This is a genomic window from Ktedonosporobacter rubrisoli, assembly GCF_004208415.1.
Lineage (GTDB): Bacteria > Chloroflexota > Ktedonobacteria > Ktedonobacterales > Ktedonobacteraceae > Ktedonosporobacter > Ktedonosporobacter rubrisoli.
Window position 1 is genome coordinate 9971218 of the sequence record NZ_CP035758.1, and the last position, 13044, is coordinate 9984261.

9 protein-coding genes are annotated in these 13044 nt (G+C 51.4%); 7 read left to right on the forward strand and 2 right to left on the reverse strand.

Annotated elements, in window-relative coordinates:
• Window positions 1-19 precede the first annotated feature (19 nt).
• The 7 genes from carA (at window position 20) to pyrF (ending at window position 10052) form a co-directional block, all read left to right on the forward strand.
• Window positions 20-1156: a glutamine-hydrolyzing carbamoyl-phosphate synthase small subunit gene (gene carA / locus EPA93_RS42710; RefSeq protein ID WP_242527247.1), complete on the forward strand. Its 1137-nt coding sequence runs from the start codon at window positions 20-22 to the stop codon at window positions 1154-1156.
• A gap of 1 nt (window position 1157) precedes the next feature.
• Window positions 1158-4352, forward strand: a complete 3195-nt coding sequence (gene carB, locus EPA93_RS42715) for a carbamoyl-phosphate synthase (glutamine-hydrolyzing) large subunit (protein ID WP_129893404.1) — start codon at window positions 1158-1160, stop codon at window positions 4350-4352.
• A gap of 87 nt (window positions 4353-4439) precedes the next feature.
• Window positions 4440-6101: an L-aspartate oxidase gene (locus EPA93_RS42720; RefSeq protein WP_165423770.1), complete on the forward strand. Its 1662-nt coding sequence runs from the start codon at window positions 4440-4442 to the stop codon at window positions 6099-6101.
• A 9-nt stretch (window positions 6102-6110) separates the two neighbouring features.
• Window positions 6111-7469, forward strand: a complete 1359-nt coding sequence (locus EPA93_RS42725; protein ID WP_165423771.1) for a dihydroorotase — start codon at window positions 6111-6113, stop codon at window positions 7467-7469.
• A gap of 19 nt (window positions 7470-7488) precedes the next feature.
• A complete protein-coding gene (locus EPA93_RS42730; protein WP_129893407.1) occupies window positions 7489-8136 on the forward strand; it encodes a phosphoribosyltransferase family protein in 648 nt (215 codons plus the stop codon).
• Between the two features lie 225 nt (window positions 8137-8361).
• A complete protein-coding gene (locus EPA93_RS42735) occupies window positions 8362-9171 on the forward strand; it encodes a class I SAM-dependent methyltransferase (RefSeq protein ID WP_129893408.1) in 810 nt (269 codons plus the stop codon).
• A 2-nt stretch (window positions 9172-9173) separates the two neighbouring features.
• A complete protein-coding gene (pyrF, locus tag EPA93_RS42740) occupies window positions 9174-10052 on the forward strand; it encodes an orotidine-5'-phosphate decarboxylase (RefSeq protein WP_242527248.1) in 879 nt (292 codons plus the stop codon).
• Window positions 10053-10302: 250 nt separating this feature from the next.
• Here the strand turns inward: pyrF and EPA93_RS42745 are convergent, their stop codons facing one another.
• Window positions 10303-10707 carry a MazG nucleotide pyrophosphohydrolase domain-containing protein gene (locus EPA93_RS42745; protein ID WP_129893409.1) on the reverse strand — a complete coding sequence of 135 codons (405 nt, stop codon included), beginning with the start codon at window positions 10705-10707 and terminating at the stop codon, window positions 10303-10305.
• A 120-nt stretch (window positions 10708-10827) separates the two neighbouring features.
• Window positions 10828-12903 carry an arginine--tRNA ligase gene (locus EPA93_RS42750; RefSeq protein ID WP_165423772.1) on the reverse strand — a complete coding sequence of 692 codons (2076 nt, stop codon included), beginning with the start codon at window positions 12901-12903 and terminating at the stop codon, window positions 10828-10830.
• Window positions 12904-13044: the final 141 nt, after the last annotated feature.

Genomic DNA, 13044 nt, shown 5'->3' on the forward strand with positions numbered 1-13044 from the left:
AAGCGGAGAAAGGTAAACAATGCAAGCTAACGTTACATCTACTCAATTGCAAATGAAAGATCAAGTGGTAAGTGAGGGAATTCTCAATATTAAGCCCTACCCTCGACGCGGTAAATTGCTGTTGGAGGATGGCACCACGTTTGAAGGAACTTCATTTGGGTATGAGAAGTCTATGGCTGGTGAGGTTGTCTTTGGCACTGGTATGGTCGGCTATCCCGAGTCTTTGACCGATGCCTCGTTTGCCGGACAAATTCTGGCTATGACTTATCCAATTATTGGGAACTATGGAGTACCTGATAGCTCAAGATGGGAAGATGATAAAATTCATGTTGCGGGACTGATTGTCTCGCATTATATCGATACGCCTTCGCATGCGCAGTCTACTATGGAGCTCGGAGCCTGGTTAAAGCGTGAGAAAATTCCTGGCTTGCAGGTGAAAGACACGCGCTTGCTAACGCAATATATACGCACTCATGGCTCAATGCTTGGCAAGATCATATTTGAGCGCGATGTTCCCTTCTATGATCCCAACGCTGTCAACCTGGTTGAACAGGTCTCGGTAAAGCAGGTCTTACGCGAGGGCCAGGGCGAGCAAACTATCGTGCTGATTGATTGCGGGGCCAAGCGCAATATCAAACGTAGCCTGCTGGCCCGCAATGTACGGGTGATCACAGTGCCCTGGGATTGGGACCTGTTTGCGCCGGGCAATGACTTTACCTTTGACGGCATTGTCATCTCCAATGGTCCGGGCAATCCAAAATTGGCCCAGAAAACTATTAAAACTGTCAAGACAGCCCTTGAGCGCAAGATCCCGACGCTGGGTATCTGTCTGGGCCATCAACTGCTGGCGCTGGCAGCTGGCGGGGATACGTATAAGTTAAAGTTTGGGCATAGAAGTCAGAATCAGCCCTGCTTATTGCAAGACTCAAAGCGCTGCTTTATTACAACTCAGAATCATGGCTTTGCCGTTGGCGTATTGCCTCCTGACTTTGCTCCCTGGTTTGTCAATGCAAATGATGGCAGCAATGAGGGTATGCGCCATGTGCGTGATTCATTTCTCTCTGTACAGTTCCATCCAGAGGCGACACCGGGACCTGTGGATACCGATTGGATCTTCGATTACTTCCTGGAGCAAGTGAAAGGGGCAGGAAACTAAGGTGACAAGCGAGCTACGTAAAGTGTTGGTGTTGGGGGCGGGAGCTCTCAAGATTGGGCAATCGGGAGAATTCGATTATTCAGGCTCTCAGGCCTTGAAGGCTTTGCGCGAAGAGGGTATCAAGACCGTCCTGGTTAACCCTAATATCGCAACTATTCAGACCTCGAAATTGCTGGCAGATACTGTCTACTTCTTACCGGTGACTGCCTTCTTTGTCGAAAAAATTATTGCCAAAGAGCGCCCAGACGGTATTCTGCTCTCCTTTGGAGGGCAGACCGCGCTTAATTGCGGTATCGCTCTACATCAGAGCGGCGTGCTGGAAAAGTACAATGTGCGCATTCTAGGGACGCCTGTCTCGGCCATTATCCTGACCGAGGATCGCCAGGAGTTTGCCGAGCATCTGCACAGCATCGATATTCCTACGCCCCAAAGCCACAGCGCCGAGACGCTGGAAGAGGCCTTGCGCATCGGCGAAGAGATTGGCTTCCCGGTGATGGTGCGCGCTGGCTTTGCCCTTGGTGGCCAGGGCTCTGGGATTGCTAAGGATAGAGAGAGGCTGAAAGAGATTGTTACCGGCGCGCTGGCCTTTGCTCCTCAGGTGCTTATCGAGCAATATCTGCATCACTATAAAGAGGTGGAATATGAGGTAGTGCGCGATGCCTACGATAATTGTGTAACAGTGTGTAACATGGAGAATATGGACCCGCTGGGGATTCATACCGGCGAGTCCATAGTTCTGGCACCCAGCCAGACACTTACCAACTATGAATATCACACGTTGCGAGCCGCCTCGATTGCGATTGTCAGAAGCCTGGGCATTGTGGGCGAATGTAATGTGCAGTTCGCCCTTGATCCCCGCACCTCGGCCTACTATGTGATCGAGGTCAATGCGCGCCTCTCGCGCAGCTCAGCCCTTGCCAGCAAGGCTACCGGCTATCCGCTGGCCTATGTCGCGGCTAAACTGGCGCTAGGCTATGCTCTCACTGAGCTGACCAATCGCGTAACGGGCGTGACGCAAGCTTGCTTTGAACCAAGCCTTGATTATCTTGTCGTCAAGATTCCGCGCTGGGACCTTGATAAATTTAAGGGCGTTGATGAGACGATCGGCACCGGCATGAAGTCAGTGGGCGAGGTTATGGGCATTGGGCGCACATTTGAAGAAGCCTTTCAGAAGGCTATTCGTATGCTTGACCTGGATTTTGAGGGTGTGACTTCAGAAAAGGCTTTCGATAAAGAGAATATTGCTGCGCAAGACATTCTTGACCGTTACCTCTATAGGCCGACGCCTAAACGTATGTTTGCCCTCTCTCTGGCCCTGCGTCAGGGTATGTCGGTTGAAGAGATCTCTGAGATTACAGGAATTGATCCCTGGTTTTTGCAGCGCATCAAGCTTATTGTCGATATGGAAAAGGCTGTACAGGCCGAGCCAGAGCTTTCCGCATCTCGTCTCCTGACCCTCAAACAGATTGGGATCTCGGATAAGCGCATTGGCGAGCTGCTCGGCAAGAGCGGGCTGGAGATTCGCGCGCAGCGCAAACAGTTTGGTATCACGCCCTGGGTGTTTCAGATCGATACCTTAAGCGGCGAATTTCCCTCAGATACCAACTATCTCTACATGACCTATAACGGACAGCATCATGACGTTGAGGCCTTGAAAGCCTCAAGTATCGCCATCCTTGGCTCTGGACCGTATCGAATCGGCTCTTCTGTCGAATTTGACTGGACAAGCGTCAGCACGGTAGAGGCGCTCAAAAAGCACAAGAAGCGCACTGTGGTCATTAACTGCAACCCTGAAACTGTTTCGACGGATTATGACACTTCGGACCGCCTCTACTTTGAAGAACTTACCTTCGAGCGCATCGCCGATATCTGCGAGTTTGAAGAACCTTATGGCGTCATCGTATCCGTAGGAGGACAAACGCCAAATAACCGGGCTAAAGCTCTCCAGCGCTATGGCTTCTCCATTCTGGGCACAGATGCCAGCAATATTGATCGCGCAGAGGACCGCAGCAAATTCTCGCAGTTGCTGGATTCGCTGGGCATCCGTCAGCCGGAATGGGACTCCTTTGTGGATCTTAGCGGCCTTACCAGCTTTGCCGAGCGCGTCGGCTATCCAGTGCTTGTACGCCCGTCTTATGTGCTCTCCGGTAGTGCCATGAATGTTTGCTACACGCAGGAGGAGCTAGAGCGCTATACGCGCGAAGCTGCCGCAGTCTCGCCCGAGTATCCTGTGACGGTCTCTAAATTCTTTGAGAAGGCCAAGGAAATCGAGCTCGATGCTGTGGCGCAGCACGGCGAGATCAAGGCCTTTGTCATCTCGGAACACATCGAGAATGCCGGCGTCCATTCGGGCGATGCCACGATTGTCCTGCCGCCGCAGACGATCAATGAGCAGACGCGCAAGAGAATCACAGAAATTGGCCATGCTGTGGCTAAAGCGCTAGAGATCACCGGACCCTTTAATATGCAGTTTCTTGCCAGGGATAACGAAGCCTATGTGATCGAAGTGAATCTGCGCGCCTCGCGTACCTTCCCGTTTATCTCGAAGGTAACAGGAGTCAATTTTATCGATATCTTTGTCGATGCCCTCTTTGAGAAAAATGTCCCGGCCGTCACTCTTTCACCACTCAGCTTTACCGCCGTGAAAGCTCCTCAGTTCTCGTTCTCTCGTCTCTCCGGGGCTGACCCGGTTTTGCGTGTAGAGATGTCTTCAACAGGGGAGGTTGCCTGCTTTGGCGAGGATGTAGAAGAGGCCTATCTAAAAGCCATCATCGCCACTGGAGGTAGTATCCCGCAGAAAGGTATCTTTATCAGTCTGGGAGGAGACGATAAAAAGGCGAAGTTCCTGGAGAGCGCCAGGTTGCTCAGTAAACTGGGCATTCCGCTCTATGCTACCGAAAAGACCTGCGCGTTCTTACGGGCTCATGATATTGAAGCAACCATGCTCTATAAAATACATGAGCAGCGTTCGCCCAACATTCTTACCTACTTCCGCGATGGGAAGATCGACCTGGCAATCAATATTGTCGACAGGTACGTGCAGAAGGAAGTGGATGACGATTACGCCATGCGCCGCTTTGCGATTGACCACAACATTCAGCTGTTTACCAAAATCAAGCAAGCGCGGCTGTTTGCGAAGGCGATAGTAGAAAAAGACCTGGCGACAATTCCTATCAAATCCTGGAACGAGTACTAGAGCAAAGAGCGTATCATGCATACAGAGACCCCTGGCTCCCCTGATTGCCGCGGGTCTCTGCAGAGTGTGTACAATAAGGAGATGAATATGTCGGCGAATACGACTGTGGAAAGAATAAATACTGATGTCCTGATCATTGGCTCTGGTGGAGCGGGTTTGCGCGCGGCTATCGCAGCGACTGAGGCGGGCGTAAAAGTTCTGGTTATTGCCAAGGAGCAGCTTAAGGATGCCCACACGGGCTGGGCCATGGGCGGCATCAACGTAGCAATTAAGGACCCGGCCACTCCCCAGATGCACTTCGATGATACCATCAATGGTGGCTGGTATATCAATAATTATAAACTGGCAAGGATTTTTGCTGAAGAGATGCCGGATCGCGTGCACGATCTTGAGCGCTATGGCGTGCAGTTTGACCGCTTGCCCGATGGAACCTATTTTACCTGGGCTGGCGGCAAGCAATCGGCTCCCTTGAACCTGTGTGCCGGCGATTATACCGGGCGCGAGATGATGCGCGGCCTGCTGGCTGAAGTACACAGGCTACAGGTTCCATTCCTTGAGAATCACTATGTGATCAGGCTGATCAAGCAGGGCGATAGAGTTGTCGGAGCTTATCTAATCGACAATCAGACGGGACAGTATAAAGTAGTGCAGGCAAAGGCTACCATCGTTGCCACAGGTGGTGGTGGCAACATGTACAAGGTCAATACCAATGCTCCCAGCAACACTGGTGAAGGCTATGCCTGGGCACTCGATGTTGGCGCTGAACTTGTTGATATGGAGATGGTGCAATTCCATCCTACCGGCATGGCCTATCCGCCCGAGAAGCGGGGAACCCTGGTGACAGAAAAGGTGCGTGGTAACGGCGGTATTCTCAAAAACAGGCTTGGCGAACGCTTTATGCAGCGCTATCAGCCCCAGCGTCTTGAACTGGCCGGGCGTGACGAGGTTGCCCGCGCAATTTATCAGGAGATTCAAGAAGGCCGTGGTACCGAACACGGGGGTGTCTATCTCGACGTGACCCATTGGGAAGAAGGTAAGGTAGAAAAGCTGGTTCCAGATGTCTTTGCCGAGCATATGGAAGTGGGTATCGATATTCGCAAGCAGATGATGGAGATCTCACATTCCATGCATCACATGATGGGTGGCTATGCCATTACTGAGTGGGGAGAGACAAATGTGCCGGGCCTCTACGCTGCAGGTGAGGTAACTAGAAGCATTCATGGAGCCAACCGCCTGGGTGGTAATTCTATCGCTGAGGGCCAGGTATTTGGCCGGCGTGCGGGCCTGCGGGCCGCCGATTATTGCCAAAACGTCTCGACACCCCAGGTAACGCAGCAGGCCATCGATAGCGAAGTTGCGCAGATGGAAGCCCTGCTCCACAAAAAGGCAGGCGTGAAGCCAACTGATATGTTGAGCAGCATTAAGGCAGTAATGTGGGATAACGTCGGTATCATTCGCGATGAAGAGAAGCTCAAGCTGGCTCGGCAACAACTTACGCAGCTACGCCAGCAGGCGCAGGATCTTTACGCCGAGAATACCCAGCAATTGCAGGCAAGCCTGGAAATTCAGGATATGCTGCGTGTGGCCGAGGTGATTGTCGAGTCCGCGCTGGAGCGCAAGGAAAGCCGGGGCGCTCACTATCGCTCAGACTATCCGCAGATGGACCCGGCCTGGGAGAAGAATATCTATATTAAGCAGAATAGTGATGGTAAGTTAGTGACGAGGACTGCGCCTCCTGTGAAAGAGTAGGAAATAATCGTGTCTTCATCTTCAACCCTGCTTGGATCGTTGGTGCTGCCTGATCGCGTCGTGGCCGGTACGTTGCATATTGCCGAGGGGAAGATCGTAAAGATCGAAGAAGGCTATGTACAGGGAAAAGAGAATGTGCTTGACTTTCGGGGCAAGTACATTCTGCCCGGCCTGATAGAGGTGCATGGGCATTTCCGCGAACCTGGCCTCGAACACAAAGAAGATATACCGCATGGCACGCGTGCGGGCCTGGCCGGTGGCTATACCACAGTCTTTGATATGCCCAACGTCAGGCCACCAACGACGACTGTTGAGCGTGTAAAAGAGCAGCTCAAGCGCTATACCGGGCGCTCCTATTGCGATTTCGCCATTAATATGGGAACTGCCGTCGAAGATATTAGCGAATTGGAGCGGATCGAAAAGCGCTTGATCACTGGCGTAAAAATCTTCACGGCGGGCCATGCAACAACGCCTACCACCATTCCGCACTTGAGCGATATCGCGCGGATCTTTGAGATTCTGGGCAAGCGTGGGATTATGGCCCTGCTGCATGCAGAGAACCAGGAACTTGTCAATTACTTTACGCATAAGTATCGCGATGAGCTACAGCGGAACGATCCTGCCGTATGGAGCGAGGCAAGAAATCTTTCGGTTGTGCTAACCTCGGCCCTGGAGATGATTGCTCTGGCCCGCCAGTTTGGCGTGAAGCTCTACCTGTTGCACCTCTCAACCACTGAGGAGTTCGCGGCAGTAGAATTTGGGCGTAAGATTGGTGTTGATGTGCATGGCGAGATTGCTGCCTATCAGCTTGCCTTTCACACGCAGGATTACGAACGCTATGGCAACCTGATCAATGTAGCCCCAGCGCTACGGACCCCTGAAGAGCAAAAGAAGCTGTGGCAGCTCTTGCGCGAAGGGAAAATCGATGCAGTCATTTCCGAGCATACGCCGCATCTTTTGGCCGAGAAGCAGAAGGCTAGCGTATGGGAAATTGCTTCGGGCATGCCGGGCATCCAGGAAACCCTTCCAGTCATGGTTACCAACTGGATCAAGCACTTTGGACAGGCTACCTTGGAGGAAGGCCTGGTGCGTATTGCCCAGGTATGCTCGCAGAATATCGCCGCCATTTTTGATTTTTCCCAGAAAGGCGGCCTGGTGGCTGGTAAGGATGCTGATCTTGTCGTGATTGATCCCGCGCAATCCTGGACGGTGCGCAAAGCCGATCTCTTTACCAAGAATCGTTGGTCAGCGTATGAAGGAATGGAACTTGTTGGCAGGCCACAGGCGACTTTCTTGCGCGGAGCACTAACCTATCAGCATGGTGAAATTGTCGGCGATCCGCAAGGTAAGTGGATCGTCAGAGCTTGAGAGACAGAGAGATAGTGGAATGAATGATCCAAAGATTATGCAGATCTTTGCCGATGCAGGTGCGGTGATCAGCGATAGCCATTTTGTGTATAGCTCTGGGCGCCATAGCTCGGTCTATATCAATAAAGATGCCCTTTATCTGCATACAGAAGTAATCGCACAGCTCTGTAGTATGCTGGCTCAACCTTTTGAGGCGGAGCAGATCGATGTAGTGGTTGGGCCTGTGCTGGGTGGTATTGTCCTTTCGCAATGGGTTGCCCACGCCCTCAATGTGCGCCGCAGCTTAGGCGAGACGCTATCTGTCTATGCCGAGAAGGGCGCAGATGGCACAGATAAAAAGTTCTTCTTTGGGCGTGGCTACGACAAGCATATCGCTGGCAAGAATATCCTCGTGGTAGAAGATGTGCTCACAACAGGTGGCTCCGTGCGCCAGGTAATCGATCTTGTCCGCCGGCAGGGAGGGAATGTTGTGGGTTTGAGCGCCTTATGTAATCGCGGGAATGTGCAGCCTGCCGACGTTGGCGATGTGCCGATCCATACGCTCATCAAAATTACGCTGCAGACCTATAGCGAGAGCGAATGTCCTTTCTGTCAGCAGCAGGTTCCTATCAATACGGAGCTGGGCAAGGGCAGAGCCTTCCTGGCTCGCCAGAAGGCAGTTGGCTAATAAACTTGAGTCTGTGGCATACTATCATAGTTGCGTTAGGTTCTAGTAAGAGCCGACACGAGGGGTAAAATAAGCGAAACAGGAATGTCTCGCCCGAGAAAGAGAGGCATTCCTGGCGAGAAGCAGATTATGCTCAGCCACAAGCTAGCAAATTTTCTTTCATCTTTTTTATCCCGGGATGCTCGTGCTATGGGAAGAGCTAAGCTAGATAGAGAGGTTTGATCCATGGATACAGGTATTGCAAAAAATATTGCCATCTGGAATAGCAGGGCCGAGGAATACGATAAGTTTCGCCCGCGACCGCCGGCCGTCATCCTTGATCTATTTACGCAATTGACTCATACGTCAAAGCCGCAGCTTGTTGTAGATCTGGGAAGCGGGACCGGTCTATCAACCTTGTTGTGGGCTCCCAGAGCCCAGCGCGTGGTAGGGATTGAGCCAAATGATGAAATGAGACGCCGGGCTGAAATACATAAGGATGAGCAGAACATTGCTAATGTGCAGTTTCGTAGCAGCATTTCCTCTCAAACCGGTCTTCCCGATGGCAGCGCTGATATTGTGACCTGCTCGCAGTCCTTACACTGGATGGAGCCAGCATCAACCTTTGCCGAGATTGCGCGCATCTTATGCCCTGGTGGACTGTTTGCGGCTTATGACTATGACTGGCCGCCAACCGTGAATTGGCAAGCGGAACAGGCCTATGCTGATTTAGAAGAGTGCATTGAGCAAATTCGGAACAAACTGGGCATTGGGCGCAATGTGCAATCATGGCCCAAACATGAACACCTCGCGCGCATACAGGCTAGCGGCCATTTTCGCTTCACCAAGGAGATACTGGTGCATCACGTAGAGGAGGGGAATGCCGAACGCTTTGTCGGCCTGGCTTTAAGTAACTATATCGCTGAATATCTACAGCGTGGGTTGCGCGAAGAGGAGATCGGCTTTGATCGCTTTAAAGCCAGCGTTCATAACGCGCTTGGCGAGAAACAATGGTCTTTCTATTTCAGCTATCATATCAGGATGGGGATTAAGTAGCTATGACAAGGGTTTCTTCTGAGGCAGGCGCTAAGGCGCAAGCAACTACATTTATAGGTATGCTAGAACAGCGTTGGCAACAGGGCAAATTTGTCTGTGTGGGCCTTGACTCCGACTATGAACGCTTGCCTGCAATAGCGAAACGGGCAGGCTCTGTTGAAGAAGCCATCTTTGTGTTCAATCGTGAGATCATTGATGCCACGCATGATCTGGTTTGTGCTTACAAGCCCAACAGCGCATTTTACGAAGCTCAGGGCGAGGATGGATTGCGCGCGCTGGCCAGGACCGTGCGCTATATCAAAGAGCGCTATGCGGCAATCCCGGTTATACTTGATGCCAAGCGCGCAGATATTGGTAGCACCAATCATGGATATGTGAGCTCTGCCTTTGATCATTTAGGGGTAGATGCGATTACCGTACATCCCTATTTAGGCAAAGAGGCACTTGCGCCTTTCCTAGAGCGCAAGGAAAAAGGTATTATTGTTCTGGCCAAGACTTCAAATCCTGGGGCCGGAGAGCTTCAGGATCTGCCAGTTGGCGAGGCCCGTGAGCCGCTCTATCAAGTTGTGGCTCGGCATATTGCCAGCGATTGGAATGCTCAGGGAAACTGTGCGCTTGTTATAGGGGCGACGTATCCTGCAGATCTGGCAAAGGTGCGTGCGCTGATCGGCGATATGCCAATTCTCATTCCCGGCATTGGAGCGCAGGGCGGTGAGATTGCGGCCACTGTAACAGCTGGTAAAGATAGCCGAGGCTGGGGCATGATTATTAATTCATCGCGCGGAATTATCTATGCCTCCCATGGCGATGATTTTGCCGGCGCATCACGGCAGGCCACAGAGCAGCTAAGCGCTGAAATTAGTCGGCAGCTTTCTCATTAGATTTCCTATAGCCATTATATTGAGGAGCTTATAGACCAAGTGGAGAAATTCAGGGATGAGGGGTTGGCTTAAATGGCTGCCCCTCGTCCCATTTGCCGACAAGTGTAGATTTGCTCTGTAACTTCCTTGATAATTGGCAAACGAGAGAGAAGCGCACCTTCCCTGGCGAATTAAGCGCTCCTTGTAACGACAAAGATAGGTTTTTCCTCAGTTCCCGTCGCCTATTGATTTCCTAGAGCCATTAAATCGCTTACTTTGCAGGCTCGTCTTCTTGCTTGCTCACCTTCCAGGTACGATGCATATTAGTCTCCATCTTCTGCAGATAAGCTTCCTGAAGATCAACGCCGGTATAGTTAGCCAGTTTAAAGATGTATGCAAGACAATCTGCTAGCTCCTGACCCAGGTTTTCCCGATTTTGCGCTAGCGCCTCCTCAATGGGGATCGCCGGCTCCCCAGAAGTGCGCTCAGACTCGGTGAGCCAGTGTACTTTCTTCAAAACTTGCGCAACTTCTCCCACTTCACCGCTGAGCAACGTCATATTGAGAAAGATATCAGTATTAAAGCTATTCTTCTCATCCAACCAGCGATGAAACGCCTGAAAATCCTGAATTGTACGCATCGCGTTAGGAAACGCGAGCTCGTCCGCCTTTCCCATAAAACAATCCTGACTAGTATTTCTGTTTTTTTATTATACGTAGTGATCAGCAAACTGGCTACATATACACGGCTTTTTGCTGTATCGCTTCAGCACCTGTTTAAGAGATCCGGCTCGGGCTTAGATGCGCTCTAATGGTTCAAAGCCCATAACGCGTAGCACGTTATTCATGGCCTGGATCGTAGCCACCACTAGTATTGCTCGGAAAGCCTTCACGTGCTCGTTTGTCTCTTTAACTATCGCCGTTGTATGTTCATAGAAGTCGGTGAAATGGGCGGCCAGATCATAGGCGTAGGAAGCCAGTAACGGTGGAGCAAGCTGCTCACTGGCCTCGGCCAGGCGACGTGGATAAGCGTCAATATGGCGTAGCAGTTCCCACTCGCTCTGCTCAAGTTGCTCCGGCAGCACTTCCAGATGCTCAGGTATAGCATAGCCTTCTTCTTGCAAGCGACGCTGAATACTATTGGCCCGCGCGTAGGCATATTGGATATAGACCCCAGTATCTCCGCTGGGGCGAATTGCCTCATCCATATCCAGAGTAATGATCTGCTGCAGATTAAAGCGGACCATAAAGTAGCGGATGGCAGATGCCGCAAGAGCAGCAGTAGTCTCCTCGGGAAGATCAGGCTTCCCAGTCTGCTTGTGTACTTCGCGCATGCGTTCAATCGCTGTATTGATCAGATCGTCGGCCTTAATCTCGATGCCCTTGCGCCCCGACATGGCATAGAATTCGCGCCCGTCTGATGTGTCGATGCCCAGGCGCGCGGCGGTTGCCCTGGAGAGCGTCACGACTTCGTAGCCGATATGCTTTGAATTATCGGCTTGCTCTAAGTAGCCAAGGCGGCGCAAACTTTCATAGACAACCTGCTGTGTGTAGGATTGGCGCACATCGATAACATTAATCACGCGCTTAGCGTGGCCAAACTTTTTGGGATCGCCTTTTTCGTTGGCTGTCCCCGGCTTACTCTGGGGAGTGAACATTGTCCAGAGCTTGCGTCCGTCATGTTGTATGCCCCAGGACGCATAGTGGAACTGCACGCCTATCGCCGGGTCATCGGTCAGACCAAATTTCCAGAGCTGATTGGCAATATCTTTGGCCGTATAGGTAGCTGTGCCGTCGCTTCTGACCAGGATCTTATCCTGCATGCGCTCGTTTTCCTCATTATTCTGTGCCTCTCCATCGCCAAAGGGCAGTATCCAGCAGCCAGCAGCCGGGCCAGTCTCGGGCTTCTCTAGTAGGCCACGCTGGCGTAGCATCTCAAATGTATGCTGCCATAGACCCGCATGCAAGATGGCCGATTCCCAGGTCAGCAAATCGTAGGATATATTCAAACGAGACATAGTTTTGAGATGAGCCTGTACAATCTGGCGTGAGAGATCTGAGGCCTGGGCAGGATAATCGGGGCCAGAAGTGGGTTCCTCACCTTGCTCAATTGCGTGCAATATTGTTCGACGCAGATCTTTTAGCTCCGGTTGCTCTTCATATGCCTTGCCGACTGCTACATAGATGCGCGAACAATAATAGTCGAAAGTTTCGCCGGGTAACATATCATTGCCACCGGGCAACTCTAGCTTCCCTTGTTGGAGCAGATTAAGGCCCACAACGACATCGGCGACCTGTACGCCGGAATCATCAATGTAGTTCTCGGCCTCAACTGTGTAGCCCTGCGAACGTAACATGCGTACAACTGTATCGCCAATGCAAGAATTGCGTAGATGGCCTACATGAGCAGCCTTATTACTGTTGATGGCTGTATGTTCGACTATAACTTTTGTGCCTATGCCGATTTCGTTTTGTCCAAAATCGGGACCAGCCTCAAGTATTCGCTCAATAATAGCCTTACCTATATTTGGACGATTCAGGCGAAAATTAATATATGCCGGTTTGGTAACTGTAATCTCCTGAATGGCGCTGCTATTGAGCGTGCGTAATATATTTGCCAGCGCCTCCGCGATGGGCAATGGTGGGCGACCCAATCTCTTCTTACCGGCCCATGACATGACTGGCATGGAATAGTCACCGAAACTTGCTTGTGCTGAGAAACGCAAATCTATAGGAAGTTGTTCAATATCAAATTCAATCTGTTCTTTCTCAAGATACGTTCTTATCGCCTGCTTTACAAGTAAGGTGAGATATTCATAAATGTCTTCTGTCTGAGATGCGGCCATAGGTTGTACCTCACTATGTGCTGTCATTACTTCCCTCTCTTCGATCCAGATAATGAAATCTACTATAACGCAGGTTTGAGGCATGGTCAAGCGTTTACTTTAAAGCTGCAAGGGCTGGCTCGTTGTTAGCTGTTTGAGGACAGAACAATCCCTCTTTAGCCGGCCGGC